The organism is Halorussus salinisoli, assembly GCA_005239435.1.
GTDB lineage: Archaea > Halobacteriota > Halobacteria > Halobacteriales > Haladaptataceae > Halorussus > Halorussus salinisoli.
Genome location: ML241305.1, coordinates 193,248 through 207,783 on the forward strand (window position 1 = coordinate 193,248; position 14,536 = coordinate 207,783).

Consider the following 14,536-nt stretch of genomic DNA (forward strand, 5'->3'; position numbering starts at 1 on the left):
TTCGCGCGGGCGTTCCGGACGACGACCGGGCCGTCGGGAAGAACTACAGGGGTCAGTTAGTGACCCGACCACCTCGGTTCGGTCGCCCTCGCCCGACAGTTCGCACCGCCGTTCGTCCCCGGTCGCACCGACCACGAACGTGACAACTGCCATCGAGTTCCTCGACAACTGTTAATAAGTTTCGAACTATCTCCCGAAAACCATCCTCCGACATTCTCTTAACGCACCGCCGTATATACTCCAGTAAATGACGGTTGAAGCTACGAGCGCGGGTGCAATCCTCTACCGGGATACCCGCGGTCGCCGGGAATACCTCCTCCTCAAGTCGCGTCCAGGCGACTGGGAGTTCCCCAAAGGCGGCGTGGAGGGGGACGAAGAGCTACAGCAAACGGCTATACGGGAAGTGAAAGAAGAGGCGGGCATTCAGGACTTCCGCCTCCTCGACGGCTTCCGCGACGACTACGACTACGTCTTCGAGGCCAACGGAAACACCATTCACAAGACGGTCCACCTGTTCGTGGCCAAGTCCTACGAGGCGAGTGCGGAACTCTCCCACGAACACCGCGACCATCAGTGGCGCGACTACGAGCAGGCCATCAACACCATCACGCAGGACGGCCCGCGACAAATCCTCGAAGACGCCCACGAGTTCCTGAACGAGAAAGAGGAGAACGGCGACGTGTAATCGCCGCGTCGACCGCACTTTTCGAGACGCTACCGGCGACCAGTCAGCAGTGCCGCCGCGCGGAACAGGGCCACGCGAGCGACGACCGGTCGATTACCGAACTACTTAGGCCGACCCACTTCGAACGCCGACCGTGAGCAACGCGGACGCCGACGCGATCGCCGAGCAGGACCCCGAGTTCGTCTTCGAGTTGCGGGCCTGCCGGTGGGCCGAGCGCAACTGGCCGCCCGGCGTGAACGCCGACGACGCGGACGGAGCAGGTGACGACTGCCCCGCCATCGTCGCCCGCCAACTCGGCACCAAACGCAGGCGATGGGACACCATCGTCATGGAGGTAGACCCCGACGCCCTGCGCCAGCGAGCGAACTTCGGTCCCCGGCGACTCGACTCGGACCTGCTCGACGTGATTCCCCACGCGCCGCCGGACTGGCAGTGGTATCAGGACGCGCTTCCGGACCCCGGTTACCCGTGGCGCTACGTCCGAGAGTCCATCCATCGCGCCGCCGACCGCGGCATCCTCGACACCCGAAAGCGGAACAACCGCATCGAAATCCGCCGGAAGTGGGCCTATCCCGACTGGATGGACCGCATCGTCGCCGTCGAGAACAAGCCCGACCTGGACGCCAGCGCGGCCCGTCACCTCGCCGCGCAACTGGAGTACGACGTGGCGCTCGCGCTGGCCGACGAGGTGTGGGTCGCCACGCGCGCGACCGGCGAGAGCGTCGAACCCGCCCTCCTCGAAAGCGTCCCCGTCGAAGCAGGCATCCTCACGCTCGACCCCGACTCCCGGGGAACCGGCGATGGGCGAAGCGCCGCGGTGGAGTGGTTCCCCCGAAGTCTCGACGCCGACGCCCCCGGCACTCGGATTCTGGAACGCGGCGAGGAGACGAAGTACGGCCAGTCGGCCGCGCGGTTCGAGTACGCCGACCCCGAGTGGAAGGCCCACAAGCGCCTCGAAATCGCCGAGCGCGCCTACGAGAAGGGGTGGCGGGCCTACGCCGAGACGATGCGCCCGGACTGTCGCCACTTCCAGTTGCGCCGGGAAGGTCGGACGCTCCTACCCTACTGCGCCGCCAAGGACTGCCACCAGACGAGTTCGGAGTGTTCGGGGTCGTGCCCCGACTTCTCGCCGGAACCTCCGCAGTGGCGGACGCAGGGCTGGCCGATCGAGGGCGGGCCGGGCAAGGGGATTCGGGAGTTGTTAGAGGATAGGCGGGAGCGGAATCGGCCGGGGTAGTCGTCGGTCTGGCGAGTCGTCAGGCGGAGTCGTCGGCCGGACTACTCCGAGACCGACACCTCGACCGAATCTCGCTCGACGGCCAGTTTGAACGTCGGTACGGTCCGGTAGACGACTTCTACGACGCCCTTGCGCTTGAGGGCTTGCAGGGCACTCCGCACGTCCTCGGCCGCGGGGTTCACGCCGTACTCGTCGCGGAGTTTGTTCAGCACCGAAACCACGCTCTCGGACTCGTCGTCGGGGCCGGCCACGACCGAGAACACCTGTTGCTGGAGTTCCGGCACCCGGATGGCCTCGGGGACGCCTCCGCCCTCGTCGTCCACGACGCCGGGTTCCACGTCCACCATCTCCGCGGCCTCGGAGGTCGCGCGGATGAGGCTGTTGTCGTCCCGGTAGTAGTAGTCTCCGAGTTCGTTCTCGAGATACTGATGGACCTCGCTCCCGCTTTCGAGACCCCATCGCTCCTGTAGTTCCGCGTTCTTGGTCGGCTGTAGCTCCACGAGGTCGGCGAGTCGCTCGCGGGCCTCCTCCGAGAGAGTCATCGGTCGGCGCTACGGCGGGGTGATATTTCCGCTTTCCGGAAGTGAGAAAGTGGTTCGGTGTCGCTGGGACGGGTGGAGTTCGGTGAGTCGGGATGATTGGGGTGGTCTGTCTTTGTGGGACGTGGCGAAGAAGTTCTATCTCTGTTGAAAGTGGTGAAGAAGCTAGCTACTGCCGACGCCAATTAGACCGCAACCGCACTGCACGACGCCGCACAGCACCGCAACCGCGACCGCGACAGCCTCACGCCTCCCCAACCGCCTGCGTTGCTCGGCCACGGGCCTGCGCTACTCGTCCCTCGCGCGGATGGGCGCGGCGCGCAGTTCTGCGCGCCGCGCCCGCACGCGCCGGGATGGAAAGCGAAACTATCGCGTCGAGGTAGAGAGCCAAGAAACGCGCACCCGAGCCTCGGAAAGATTATTCCGCGCGGCGGGTGTCGTGTTCCGTATGTCCGATTGGGAGACCATCACGCTCGACCACGAGAACGGCGTCGCGACCCTGACCGTAGACCGGCCCGACAGACTCAACGCCCTGAACGTCGATACCCTCGAAGCCCTCGACGAGGCGCTCGACGAGGCGGAGGCCGAGGGCGCGGGCGCGCTCGTCCTCACGGGCGCGGGCGACGACGCCTTCGTCGCTGGCGCGGACATCAGCTACATGCAGGACCTCTCGACGCCCGAGGCCCAGGCCTACGCCGAGTTGGGCCACCGGGTCGCCGACAAGATAGAGCAGTTCCCCGCGCCCGCCATCGCGGCCATCAACGGCTACGCCTTCGGCGGGGGTTGCGAACTCGCGCTGGCCTGCGACCTCCGGGTCGCCAGCGAGGACGCCGTCATCGGCCAGACCGAAATCGACCTCGGCATCATCCCCGGCTGGGGCGGCAGCCAGCGACTCCCGCGACTCGTCGGCGACGAAATCGCGCGCCGCCTGATATTCTTCGGCGAGCGCATCGACGCCCAAGACGCCCACGAACACGGTCTCGTCGGCGAAGTCGTCGCGGGCGACCAGATTGACGACCACGTGGCCGAACTCGCCGCCGACCTCGCGGCCAAGCCGACCTACGCGCTGGCCGCCGCGAAGGAGGCCCTGAACCAGGCTCACGAGACCTCCCAGGAGGCTGGCCTGCGCTACGAGCGCCGCCTCTGGAGCGGCCTGTTCGGCACGCACGACCAGCGCGAAGGCATGCAGGCGTTCCTCGAAGACCGCGCGCCCGACTTCGAGTAATCCCCGGAGGCACGGCTGAGGAACCGATACGCGCCACATACTTTTGCCGCCGAGCGTCGTGGACCCCGGAGATGTCCGTCTCCGCGGCGCGTCTCTCGTGGACTGTCGGCCCGGCCGACTCCCGGGCGATTCGAGGCCTGTTCTACCTCGCCGAGGGACTGCTCGGCGGTGCGCTCGTCTCGGCACTCTTCTCGACGGCCGACGACCTGCTCCCGTCCGCAACCGTCGTCGAGCCTTGGACGTCCGGACTCGTCGCGGTGTTCGTCCTCCTCGTACTCGGCCGCCTCGTCTGGTTCTACGCCATCGTCAGGGTCACAGCCGACCAGTCCCGCGATTCGGCGGCGCGGACCCACCAGTCGGCGATGGCGACGTGGACCCGCGACCAGCAGTGGCGGTGGCCTCTGGCGGTCGTAGCCGTCGTCGGGACAGGACTCGCCGCGGTCGTTCCCGACGCGGGGCGACACTCACCGACCATCCGCTCTGGTTCGGCGCGTTACTCCTCGCGGTCGGTTGCTCCGCACTCGGCGAACTGCTGAGTTCCGAGGGCCGAATCGACGCCGACTCGCTGACGCTCGCCACTCCTCGATACCGCGACTGGCGCGAGGTAGACCTCCGGACGCTCACGTCGGTCCGGCAGGTCTCGGCCGGTTCGTTCACGATTTGCTGGCTCTCGGTCGCGCCGGGCGTCGAGAAACGAACTGCGATACAGGGGTTCTACGCGATTCCGACTCGGGTGTTCGAGACGGCGTGGTCGGCCTTCGAGGTGGGACTGGCCGCCGACCCGCCAATCGACGCCGAAACCGCCGAGCGCGCCGCGTTCTTCCGGCGGGTGAATCGGGTCGTCGCTGGCGGCGTCCTCCTGTTCGCGGTCGGCGGTCTGGTCGGTCTCGTCTGGCTCGGCGGCCCGGTCTGGAACGTTCTCGTGTTCGCGTGGCTGATACTCGGTAGGGGTCTCTTCTTCCTGAAACTGGTGGCCTGACGCGCTCGCGGACGACGCCCATTCAGTCCTGCGGTGTCGGCGAGACGAGTTCGTCGGCGTCGGAAACCGTCTCTTCGACCTGCGTGTACACCAGCACGAGTCCCACGGCCGCCAGCGCGCCGCCGAACGCGAAGGGCCAGACGAACCCGAAGATCACGAGGAACCCGGACGCCAGCGGGCCGACGGCGGTCCCCAGACCGAACGCCATCGTGAGAATCGAGAGCTTCGTTCCCGACTCGCCCTCCTCGGCGAGGTCCCCCGCCAGCGCGAGCGACGGCGCGAACACCATCGCCACCGCGACTCCCTGCACGAACCGGGCCGCGACCATCCCGGTCGGCGTGGTGACGACTCCCTGCGTGAGGAGTGCGGGGACGAGCAGTGCGAATCCGGCGACGAGGAAGGGTCGTCGGCCGTAGGTGTCGCTGGCCCGACCGACGGGAACCTGAAAGGCGACGTTGGCGATGACGACCGCCGCGAACTCGACACTGAACAGGACCGACCCCTGCGAGAGTCGGTCCGAGAGTTGCGGTTCCAAGGTCGCAAACAGTCCGATGCCGATGGCCATGAACAGGGTCGCCACGCCGAGGGTGAACACGGGGTCGAGACCGCTGTCCTCGGGGTCGCTGACCGACACGGCGAGTTCGTCGCCCGCCCGGGCCTGCGTCCGTTCGGGGTCCGAGACGAAGACGGCCACGAGCGCGAAACTCGTCGCCGCGCCGAGCAAGGCGACCCCGAAGGCGGCCACGAACCCCGAGACGGTGCCCGCCGGCGTCGAGTAGGGGCCGAGTTCGAGGAGGACGCCCGCCGCGAGCGGGCCGAAGCCGAAGCCGATCAGCCGGAAGGTGTTGAACACGCCGAAGTTACCCCCGCGGGTCGCGTCGGTCGCCAGTTCGTTCACCAGCGCGACCGTCGCGGGGATGGCGAGTGCCGCGCCGACGCCCTGCAACATCCGGAGCAGAAGGACCGCGGCGTAGCTCTCTGCGAAGACGTAGGCCCCGCTGGCGACCCCGAGCAGCGCGAGACCGGCGAGGATGAACGCCCTGCGCCTGCCGGTCCGGTCCGAGAGACGCCCGGTAAACGGCTGGCCGAAGCTGTTGAGGAAACCGAACAGCGAGAGCGCGACGCCGATGAGAATCGACTGAGCGACCGAGATGCCCAGAAATTCGGCCCCACCGCCCGGTGCGTCGAGAATCACCTCGTCCAGAAACTGCGGCAGAACTACGATGAGAAAGGAGTTGCCCACCGCGTCTATCATCCGGGCGAACGCGAGGGTCAACACTCGCCGGTCGGTTCCGAACAGCGCCATTCGCCGGAACGAGGACACGTACGGCCAAGACGGTTGTGGCACCAGCGGTGAGCGTCGGTCGCGTGGACTCGACGCGAAAGGGCGCGTTCCGGACCGTGCGTAAGTTTATCATGCCCGGGGTCGTACGGTGTGATATTCTACACTCGGTCGCGGCGCGGGCCGCCGACCACGGGGACGTGAACGATGACGAAAATAGAATGCGAGAACTGCGGGCGGAAGGCCACCGTCGATAGCGAAGAGCGAGCGTCGAGCGCACCGATGCGGTACTGTCGGCGGTGTGGCGAAGAACTCCCGCCGCGCGATGAGTGGTGAGTTATCCGTCCACTGGATAACCGAAGTCTCGTGCGCACCTGGTTCACCTGAATAGCCGTGGGAGGACGCCTACCGATTCCCTGTGGAACCGACTCGGAGCACTGGTGAGACGGTGGCGGGACTCGTCTTCTGGACCCTGGTCGTGCTGGCGACGGTGACGGGACTGTTCACCGCGTGGGCGCTCGGCGCGAACAGCAACTCCCCGCCCTTCGCTCCGGCCATCGGCGCGAACGCCATCTCGACGATGCGGGCCGCGTTCCTCATCGGCATCCTCGCCGCGCTGGGCGCACTGACGCAGGGCGGAAGTATCTCGGACACCGTCGGGGCGGGACTCATCGACGGCGTGGCTATCACGTCGCTGGCGGCGACGGCGGGCCTGTTGACCGCCACCGCGTTCATGGCGTTCGGCGTCTACACCGGCTACCCGGTTCCGGCCGCGTTCGCCACGACGGGCGCGATGGTCGGCGTCGGACTGTCGCTCGGCGGCACGCCCGCGTTCGACACGTATCGACGCATCGTGACGTTCTGGGCGCTCGTCCCGCCGATATCCGGCGGGTTGGCGTACCTCACCGCCACGGTTCTCCGGCGCGACGACATCCCCGAGACGGTCAGCGTCCCGCTACTGGCGGGGTTGGTCGGCGCTATCGTGGCGAACGTCGAGTTGAGCATCATCCCCGCGCCGCCCGGCGAAGAGCAGGGGTCCGTCGCCGGGTTCCTCGCGGGAGTCGTGAACACCCCGGTCGTCGCGGGGTTCGACGTCGCCGCGGGCGTTGTGACGCTCCTCGTCGCGGCCGCGAGCTTTCGGTTCATCCGGCGACGGACGGAGGTCTCGGTCGACGCGGGCGTCAAGACGTTTCTGGTCGCCCTCGGGAGCGTCGTCGCGTTCTCCAGCGGCGGGAGTCAGGTGGGACTGGCGACGGGACCGCTGGAGAACCTCTACCGGGCCGAACTCGGCCTACCGGGAGTCGTCCTGCTCGCAATCGGTGCGACCGGCATCCTCGCCGGCGCGTGGATGGGCGCGCCGCGTCTGCTGCAGGCGACCTCGCGGGAGTACGCCCAACTCGGGATTCGGCGGTCTATCGCCGCGCTGGTCCCCGGATTCGTCATCGCGCAACTCGCCATCGCGCTCGGCATCCCCATCTCGTTCAACAACATCATCATCTCCGGAGTCATCGGCGGCGGTCTCGCCGGCGGGTCGGCCGGCGTCTCCCGGCGGAAGATCGGGGTGACGCTGGCGTTCTGGCTCGTCACGCTGGTCACGTCGGTCGCGGTCGGATACGGGGTGTACTGGGCGTTCGCGCAGGTCCTCGGTGGGTAGTCCCCGGCGACCGAAACGATTTGTCACCGGTGGCCGAACCGTCGGGCATGGAGAGAGTCACTATCGGCGAGGTCGAACCGGCCGACTTCGGGGACGGCGTGGACCGCCGGAGGCTCTCGGACCCCCTCGGCGCGACCGGCCTCGCGGTCGTCCACTACCGAATCCCGCCCGACGAAGGGTTCCCGAGCGGCCTCCACGCCCACGGGGACCAAGCGGAGATTTTCGTCGTCCTCGACGGCGAGGCGACCTTCGAGACGCTCGCGCCGGAGCGAGACGACGCCGACGAAATCACCCTTACCGAAGGCGAGGCAGTCAGATTCGCGCCCGGCGAGTACCAGTCGGGCCGGAACGACGCCGACTGCGACCTCGTGGCGCTCGCGCTCGGGGCACCCCGCGACAGCGACGACGTGCGGATTCCCCTCGACTGTCCGGAGTGCGGCCACGACTACCTGCGCCCGGAGGCGGACGAGGACGGACCGCTCCTCGTCTGCCCGGACTGCGGAACGGCGAACGTCCCCGGAGGCTGTCCCGACTGCGGAACCGAGATGCGAGTCACGCTCGGCGAGTCCGACGCCGCGGCGTCGGACTCGCCGAGCGAAGACCCTGAAACGCTAGTCGTCTGTCCCGACTGCGGTACCGAGGCCGAGAGTCCGTTCGGAACGTAAGAACGGCACTGTCCGGATGCGCGGTGGCAGGCCGACCGGCCGGACGCGCTCGAACGACCGAACCACGGCACGCGCTCGAACGACCAAATCTCTTGTCTGGGTGGACTGAAAGGGGCCGCCCGGTCGTGCCCGAAGGGCGTGGTCGCCTCAGCGACCGCCGGAAGACCACCCGCGTCTTCCGAGGTCACACTCGCTTCGCTCGCGGTTGTACCGCTCGCATCGCGGCGCGCCGTCCACCGCTCGCGTGACCGCGACCGGGCGGGGCTTTCGAAGCCAACGTCACTCCGATCGTCCCGTCGCTGCTGTCGATTGCTCCGACGTGTAACGACCCCGGACTACCGCACCACCGTCACCGACACGGGGGCCTCGCCGACGACCTTCGTCGCAACCGTCCCGAGAAGCCGACGCGCGAGTTCGTTGCGCTCGCCGCCGTGGCCGCCCATGACGACGTGGTCCACGTCGCGGGCCTCGACGTAGTCGAGGATGGTCTCGGCGGGGTCGCCGGTCTCGACCGCCGTCTCGACGCTCCGGTCGGCCTCCGCGGCGCGGCGCTTGGCGCGGTCCACGAGGTCGGCGGCGCGTTCGCGCGCCGCCTCGCGGCGCTCCTCGCCGGATTCGAGGACGCCGCCCTCGCTCATCGCCGCGTCGAGCGGCGTCACCACGTTCAGTACCGTAATTTTGCAGTCGAAGGTGTCGAGGGCGAAGACCAGCGCGTCGTCGGCCAGCGGCGACCCGTCCAGCGGGACGAGGACGTGCGAGGGTGTCATATCGGTACTTCGACGGCCAGTCCCAAGTAGTTCACAGGGGTCGCGCGGGTGCCGTCGGGCGGTCGAACCGGGAGACGAAGAAATGTGATTGCCTGGCAATCGTATTCGATTGTAAAGGAATTGAATACCTGTCTACACTGCCCCGTCCTCGATTTCGACCACCTCGGCGTCCCCGTCGAGGACGACCCGCATCTCGTCGCCCTCGCAGGTGATGGTCACGACGAGTTCCCACGGGTCTTCCGAGCGGACCTCGACCGCGTCGTCGCTCACGACGAACTCCAGTTCCCAGAGGGGCCGACTCGTCACGTCCACGCCGCGCTCGTAGAAGAACGAGACGACCGCGGGGTGGTAGAGGACGGTCTCACCGGGCGTGGTCCACATGAACCCGCCGCAGTGTTCGCAGTTGCGCGCCACGTAGGGCGCCTCGTCGTCGTCCCGGTAGCGGAGTTCGCCGGGCATCGGTCCCGCACACCAGACGCACACGTCCCGGTTCATCAGCAGGACGTGGTGGCGAACCCACTGGTCGAACGTCTCCAGGCAATCGTCGCCGCGAGATTCGACCGCGCTCGGCGGGAACTCCACGCTCATGTACTCCCGGTCGCAGTCCGAACAGACGATGCGGAGGACCGCCTCGTCGTACGCCATTTCGAGCGGTGCCCCGCAGTCGAGGCACTCGCTGTCGACGTCGCGGGACTCCAGTTCGGTTCGACGGGTGAACAGTCCCGCGACGATGGTCCGGTAGAGCAGTTCTCCGGGGTAGGTCAGACCGTACCCGTCGTCGGTCCGCTCGACGAACTGCCCGACGAGCGTGTCGAGGTGGTAGTTGAACTGGCCGGAGTCTCGAATCCCGGCCCGTTCCCGGAGTTCCGAGAAGGTCAGCGTCCCCTCGTACTCCTCGTAGGGGGCCTCCGCCAGCGCCCGGAGGATGGTCATCCGGGTCTCGTCGGCCACGACCCCGAACACGTCGGCGGGGTTGGGCGAGTCGGAATCGCTCACGGAATCGGTGTCGCAGTCCGCGGGCAAAAATCTACCTCACGAACTCGCGAGTCGCGGCCGAAGGGGCAACGATTAGTCGCTCGGTTCCGAACCCCCGCGCATGGAAACGACCGACGCCTTCGTCGGCCTGACGTGTGTCGATTGCGGCGAGACGTTCGACGCCGAGGAGACGACCCACCGCTGTCCCGACTGCGACGGGATTCTGGACCCCGAGTACGACTACGACGAAATCGACCTCTCCAGAGAGGACCTCCAGTCCCGACCGTTCGAGTCGATGTGGCGCTACGAGGAACTCCTGCCGTTCCCGAAGAGCGCCGCGGTGTCGATGGACGAGGGCGCGACCCAACTCGTGGAGTGCCCGACGCTCGCCGACGAGCTGGGCGTCGGCCGCGTCCTGTTCAAGGACGAGGGTCGCAACCCGACCGGGACGTTCAAGGACCGCGGGCAGACGGCGGCCGTGACCGCGGCCGCCCAACACGGCGCGACCGACGTGGCGCTCAACTCCGCGGGCAACGCCGGACAGGCCGCCTCGGCTTACGCCGCCCGTGCGGGCATCGACTCCCACGTCTTCCTGCCCTCGCGGGCCGGGTTCACCAGCAAGGCGATGGTCAACGTCCACGGCGGTGACCTGACCGTCGTGGAGGGACGAATCGGCGACGCGGGAGCGGCCTACGCCGACGCGATGGCCGAACACGACGACTGGTACTCGGTCAAGACGTTCGTGACGCCCTACCGCCACGAGGGCAAGAAGACGATGCTCTACGAAGTGGTCGAGCAGAACGACTGGGAGGTTCCCGACGCCGTGGTCTACCCGACCGGCGGCGGCGTCGGTCTCGTCGGAATGCACAAGGCCGCCAAGGAACTCCGCGAGTTGGGTCTGACTGACGAACTACCGTCGATGTACGCGGCCCAGTCGTCCGGGTGTGCGCCCGTCGTGGAGGCCTTCGAGGAAGGAAAAGACGTTCACGAGGTCTGGGAGACGCCCGACACCATCTGTGGCGGCATCGAGATTCCCGACCCCGGCGCGAGTCCGCTGATTCTCGACGCCCTCCGTGAGAGCGACGGCGGTGCGGTCGCCACCAGCGACGAAGACATCCTGGACAGCGCCGTCACGGTAGCCCAACACGAAGGGTTGGAGATGGGTGCGACCTGCGCCGCGGCCGCCAGCGGGGCGTGGGAACTCGCCCGACGCGGCGAGTTCGACGACGACGACACCGTGGTCCTGCTCAACACCGGCGCGGGCAACAAGGACGACGACGTGCTCCGAAGCCACCTGATGAGCAAGGGAATCTGATTACCGTTCGACGCTCACCGGGTCTTCGGCGATAATCCACGCGTCGGGCGATTCCTTCGACCGGAGTTCGAGACTCCCGTCGTGGAAGTGGGCGGTGATCCGTTCGCTCGTCTCGGTCTCTGACATCGTGTCGGTCGCTACGCGAGACCCGGCCATTACTATACGGCGTCTACGCGGGCCGTACAGGCGGTCTACACGTCGATACGTCCGGTCTACTCGTCCGTAAGCCCGAACTGGCCTGCGAAAACGGGGCGTCGAAAATCAGTAGTAGTACACTTCGAACTCGTCGCCACAGTTAGTACAGTCCACCGTCGTTCCCGTGAGTCGATCGGCGTCTCGGAACGTCGAGTCGGGGTCGCCGCCGTCGGTGGCGACTTCGACGACTTGACCGTCGCAGTTCGGACACCCGATGCTCATCTCTGCGTTCGACATGGTCTGTCATAGGGCGGCCCGGTGGTTAGTTATAAACCCGCTAGTCGGCCTGTAGACCGGGCGTTTCCGCGAGCAGACGCGACGTAGCCACCGAGTGATTCCCGGGTATCCACCGAGTAATTCTCGGGTAGCTACCGGATGCTTCCGGCTTTCGACCGATTTCAGAGCCTGTACTCCGATACGAGGTTCCTAATCGGGACCGGCGTCGAACCAGCGACGCGTACCGGGACAAATATAAGTTTTAGACGCGGCTAATTCCGAACACGAAATGTTGAGCGACGTGATGGAAGACTACCTGAAGTCGATCTACGCCCTCCAGAAGGAGGACGGCGGGCCGGTCTCGACTTCGGCTATCGCCGACTACCTCGACGTGACGCCGCCGACGGTGACGAGCATGGTCGAGAAACTCGAAGACAGAGGGCTAGTCGAGCGCGAGAAGTACAAGGGAGTCGAACTCACCGCCGAGGGGGAGACGGTGGCGCTCGAAGTGCTACGCCACCATCGCCTGCTGGAGTCGTACCTGACCGAACACTTGGACTACTCGTGGAGCGAGGTCCACGAGGAGGCCGACACCCTCGAACATCACATCAGCGAGGAGTTCGAGGAGCGTGTCGCCGAAGTGCTGGGCGACCCCGAGGTGGACCCCCACGGTGACCCCATCCCGAGCGCCGACCTCACGCCGCCCGAGGAGGACGACACCACGCCGCTCTCGGAGTACGACCCCGGGGACCGACTCGTGGTCGCGCGGGTGAGCGACCGAGACGAGGAGGAACTGCGCTACCTCGCGGACGCGGGCGTCGCGCCCGAGACGGAACTCGAAGTCGTGGACGTGGCCCCGTTCGGGATGGTGACGGTGCGACTCCACGACGAGGACGGTCCCGAACAGAGCCTCCCCGAGAACGTCGCCCGCTCCATTCGGGTCCGACCCGCGGGCGAGTACGACGAAACAGGCGACGACGACGCCGAACCCGGACCGAACGGGAGCGCGCAGGGCGTCGAACCCTGAGACTCCCCTGCGGTCCCGATAACGACCCGCCCACCGCGGTCCTATCGGAGAGATAGCTTTTTCTCGGCCCGAGTCCCTACCTTCGAGCGATGCTTCAGGAAGTCGCCTCGGCGCTGGCCGGGGTCGCCCTCGGCCTCTCGCTGGCGGCCCCGCCGGGACCGATGAACGCCATCATCGCCGAAGAGAGCGTCCTCCGCGGGTGGGGGTCGGGCTTCCGAGCGGGCCTCGGCGCGATGTCGGCCGACGCCTGCTTCTTCGTCCTCGCGCTCCTCGGCGTCGTCACGGTCGTCCGCGACGTACCCGTCGTCCAGCAGGTGCTGTTCGGTCTCGGCGGCCTGCTGATGCTCTACTTCGCCTACGGCGCGGCCAGCGACGCCAACGCCGCGTTCGGCGGCGACGCCGCGACGGACGGGGCCGGCGAAGCGACCGACGAGGAGAGCAAGGGCTTCCGGAAGGCGTTCGTGCTGGCGCTCACCAACCCCTACCAGATTCTCTGGTGGCTCACGGCCGGCGTGGGTCTGCTCGACCCCGGCACGTTCGCCCTCGACGCGCTCGGCGGCCTGACCGTCTCGACGGGAAGCCCGGTCATCGTCGTCGGCTTTTTCGCGGGTATCGCGCTCTGGATTACCGGATTCCCGGCCGCGCTGGTGACGGTCGGGCGGCGCGTGGACGCCTTCGCACCGGTCGTCGCCTACCTCAGCGCTATCGTGTTGGCGCTGGCCGGTCTCTCCTTCCTCTCGAAGGCGACCGAGATTCTGGCGTAGAACGTAACTCCGCGTGACGTACTCCTGCGGCGACTGAGTGGCTACGGGGCGCTCGTCGGGACAGAGCTGTCCCTGTTCGCACCGCGAGGTCACTCCGAGCCCCGCTCGGAGCGTCGTCAGGGTCGTCGTTGCGTTCGGCGGTCCGGCGACTCCTCGCGGTCCATCTCCGGCACCTCGCTTTCGAGCCACTCTCGGAACCACTTGACGCGCTTGAGACGCTTGTGGGCGATGCCCTCGGCGGTCTCGCTCTGGACGCGCTTGGTGGCGTCCTTGCCGCGCTCCATCACCCGGTCGATCATCTCGGCGGCGTCCATGTGGGTGCGGGCCTCGTAGCCCATCCGGAGGAGCATCAGCGCGGTGCCGTTCGCGCCCACCTTGTCGAGCAGGTCGGCCTCGATGAGACACTGGGTCTCTTTCGGCAGGTCGGTGAGGTCGCCCTGATACGAGTGGTTCTCGACCGCCTTGCAGACTTCCTCGATGAACGACTCGGGGAAGTCGCCGTGAGTTTCGAGGTACTTCCGGGCGATGCGCGCGCCCTCTTCGGCGTGGACCTCCTGGTCGGCGTCGAGTTTGGCGATGTCGTGGAACAGCGCTGCCACCCGGGCCACGTCCTCGTTCGCGCCCTCGCGCTCGGCGATGGTGCCCGCGAGGTCCACCACGTTGAGGATGTGGTTGAACCGATACTCCGCGGAGTGCCACGGGTACCATCGCATCCGGCCGCCGCCGTCCTCGTTCTCGACGCTGGCGGCGAGATACTCGTACACGAAGTCTTTCATCTCCTCGAACTCGGTCTCAGAGACGGGCGACTCCTTAATTTCGACTCCCACAGAACCACCTCGATTCGCAAATGTCCGTGTTCATTCTTACTCGTATAAACGAATGATTGACTCTTTAGACTTACGACGAAGAGACTCCCGGCGACTCGGCGGTTTTCCCGCGTACGTTCGAAACACGGTTCGTGTTTCTCGTCCCGACGGTCCCCGCCTCGGCGTGTTTTTTCCACGACAGTTG

17 protein-coding genes are annotated in these 14,536 nt (G+C 67.1%); 10 read left to right on the plus strand and 7 right to left on the minus strand.

The window, feature by feature from the left end:
* Positions 1-247 precede the first annotated feature (247 nt).
* Positions 248-685: a bis(5'-nucleosyl)-tetraphosphatase gene (locus E2484_RS01030; protein ID WP_137283368.1), complete on the plus strand. Its 438-nt coding sequence runs from the start codon at positions 248-250 to the stop codon at positions 683-685.
* A 133-nt stretch (positions 686-818) separates the two neighbouring features.
* Entirely contained in the window at positions 819-1,922 is a 1,104-nt protein-coding gene (locus E2484_RS01035; protein WP_321111359.1) for a DUF5787 family protein, read from the plus strand.
* A gap of 41 nt (positions 1,923-1,963) precedes the next feature.
* Here E2484_RS01035 and E2484_RS01040 read toward each other — a convergent pair whose 3' ends face one another.
* The gene (locus E2484_RS01040; protein WP_137283369.1) at positions 1,964-2,464 is read right to left on the minus strand and encodes a DUF5797 family protein; all 501 of its coding nucleotides are present in this window, start codon (positions 2,462-2,464) and stop codon (positions 1,964-1,966) included.
* A gap of 445 nt (positions 2,465-2,909) precedes the next feature.
* On the opposite strand from E2484_RS01040, the gene E2484_RS01045 reads away from it, so the two are divergent.
* Both E2484_RS01045 and E2484_RS01050 read left to right on the plus strand, forming a co-directional pair.
* Positions 2,910-3,686: an enoyl-CoA hydratase/isomerase family protein gene (locus E2484_RS01045; RefSeq protein WP_137283370.1), complete on the plus strand. Its 777-nt coding sequence runs from the start codon at positions 2,910-2,912 to the stop codon at positions 3,684-3,686.
* Positions 3,687-4,074: 388 nt separating this feature from the next.
* On the plus strand, positions 4,075-4,665 hold the full coding sequence (locus E2484_RS01050) for a hypothetical protein (RefSeq protein WP_170977196.1): 591 nt from the start codon (positions 4,075-4,077) through the stop codon (positions 4,663-4,665).
* 22 nt (positions 4,666-4,687) lie between these two features.
* Here E2484_RS01050 and E2484_RS01055 read toward each other — a convergent pair whose 3' ends face one another.
* Positions 4,688-5,971, minus strand: a complete 1,284-nt coding sequence (locus tag E2484_RS01055; protein WP_137283372.1) for an MFS transporter — start codon at positions 5,969-5,971, stop codon at positions 4,688-4,690.
* A 183-nt stretch (positions 5,972-6,154) separates the two neighbouring features.
* Here E2484_RS01055 and E2484_RS25345 point away from each other — a divergent pair, with 183 nt between their 5' ends.
* The 3 genes from E2484_RS25345 to E2484_RS01065 all read left to right on the plus strand — a co-directional run bounded on the left by E2484_RS25345 (position 6,155) and on the right by E2484_RS01065 (position 8,266).
* Positions 6,155-6,283, plus strand: coding sequence for a hypothetical protein (locus tag E2484_RS25345; RefSeq protein WP_321111365.1), 129 nt, complete (start codon positions 6,155-6,157; stop codon positions 6,281-6,283).
* 112 nt (positions 6,284-6,395) lie between these two features.
* A complete protein-coding gene (locus E2484_RS01060; protein ID WP_137283373.1) occupies positions 6,396-7,601 on the plus strand; it encodes an inorganic phosphate transporter in 1,206 nt (401 codons plus the stop codon).
* Between the two features lie 47 nt (positions 7,602-7,648).
* On the plus strand, positions 7,649-8,266 hold the full coding sequence (locus E2484_RS01065) for a cupin domain-containing protein (RefSeq protein ID WP_137283374.1): 618 nt from the start codon (positions 7,649-7,651) through the stop codon (positions 8,264-8,266).
* A gap of 335 nt (positions 8,267-8,601) precedes the next feature.
* Here the strand turns inward: E2484_RS01065 and E2484_RS01070 are convergent, their stop codons facing one another.
* Together E2484_RS01070 and E2484_RS01075 are read right to left on the minus strand one after the other, a co-directional pair.
* The gene (locus tag E2484_RS01070) at positions 8,602-9,033 is read right to left on the minus strand and encodes a universal stress protein (protein ID WP_137283375.1); all 432 of its coding nucleotides are present in this window, start codon (positions 9,031-9,033) and stop codon (positions 8,602-8,604) included.
* Positions 9,034-9,165: 132 nt separating this feature from the next.
* The gene (locus E2484_RS01075; RefSeq protein ID WP_137283376.1) at positions 9,166-10,029 is read right to left on the minus strand and encodes a winged helix-turn-helix domain-containing protein; all 864 of its coding nucleotides are present in this window, start codon (positions 10,027-10,029) and stop codon (positions 9,166-9,168) included.
* A gap of 100 nt (positions 10,030-10,129) precedes the next feature.
* Here E2484_RS01075 and E2484_RS01080 point away from each other — a divergent pair, with 100 nt between their 5' ends.
* Positions 10,130-11,323: a threonine synthase gene (locus tag E2484_RS01080; RefSeq protein ID WP_137283377.1), complete on the plus strand. Its 1,194-nt coding sequence runs from the start codon at positions 10,130-10,132 to the stop codon at positions 11,321-11,323.
* Here E2484_RS01080 and E2484_RS24635 read toward each other — a convergent pair whose 3' ends face one another.
* Together E2484_RS24635 and E2484_RS24640 are read right to left on the minus strand one after the other, a co-directional pair.
* Entirely contained in the window at positions 11,324-11,479 is a 156-nt protein-coding gene (locus tag E2484_RS24635) for a hypothetical protein (RefSeq protein ID WP_170977190.1), read from the minus strand.
* Positions 11,480-11,584: 105 nt separating this feature from the next.
* Positions 11,585-11,755, minus strand: coding sequence for a hypothetical protein (locus E2484_RS24640; protein ID WP_170977197.1), 171 nt, complete (start codon positions 11,753-11,755; stop codon positions 11,585-11,587).
* A 268-nt stretch (positions 11,756-12,023) separates the two neighbouring features.
* Here E2484_RS24640 and E2484_RS01085 point away from each other — a divergent pair, with 268 nt between their 5' ends.
* Both E2484_RS01085 and E2484_RS01090 read left to right on the plus strand, forming a co-directional pair.
* A complete protein-coding gene (locus E2484_RS01085; protein WP_137283378.1) occupies positions 12,024-12,761 on the plus strand; it encodes a metal-dependent transcriptional regulator in 738 nt (245 codons plus the stop codon).
* 89 nt (positions 12,762-12,850) lie between these two features.
* Positions 12,851-13,525 carry a LysE family translocator gene (locus E2484_RS01090; RefSeq protein ID WP_137283379.1) on the plus strand — a complete coding sequence of 225 codons (675 nt, stop codon included), beginning with the start codon at positions 12,851-12,853 and terminating at the stop codon, positions 13,523-13,525.
* A 116-nt stretch (positions 13,526-13,641) separates the two neighbouring features.
* On the opposite strand, the gene E2484_RS01095 is transcribed toward E2484_RS01090, so the two are convergent.
* Positions 13,642-14,352: an HD domain-containing protein gene (locus E2484_RS01095; RefSeq protein WP_137283380.1), complete on the minus strand. Its 711-nt coding sequence runs from the start codon at positions 14,350-14,352 to the stop codon at positions 13,642-13,644.
* Positions 14,353-14,536: the final 184 nt, after the last annotated feature.